The sequence below is a fragment of the Salmonella sp. SAL4457 genome, assembly GCF_046548235.1.
GTDB classification, from domain to species: domain Bacteria; phylum Pseudomonadota; class Gammaproteobacteria; order Enterobacterales; family Enterobacteriaceae; genus Salmonella; species Salmonella enterica.
Window position 1 is genome coordinate 1 of record NZ_JBGDZO010000828.1, and the last position, 257, is coordinate 257.

Here is a 257-nt window from a genome sequence, read left to right on the forward strand (position 1 = left end):
GGCCACGGAATACCTCTTCGGGCACCCCCGGTCGGCGGGGGCAGCATCACTTGGACTAAAACTGGGGTAAAATAGACGACTTTTTCCCAGGGGTCTGATTATGGCGCTCACTCAAGAGCAGAAGAAACAGTTCAAATCTATCGGTCACCACCTGAAACCGGTATTGATCGTAGCCGAGAACGGCTTGACCGAAGGCGTTCTCGCCGAACTCGAGCGCGCACTCAACGATCACGAACTGATCAAGGTGAAACTGGCGC

1 protein-coding gene is annotated in these 257 nt (G+C 54.9%); it reads left to right on the forward strand.

Features of this window, described 5'->3' with window-relative positions; genetic code table 11:
* Positions 1-100 precede the first annotated feature (100 nt).
* The coding region (locus tag ACLJNW_RS26495; protein ID WP_410961553.1) for a YhbY family RNA-binding protein at positions 101-257 on the forward strand (157 nt) is incomplete at its 3' end.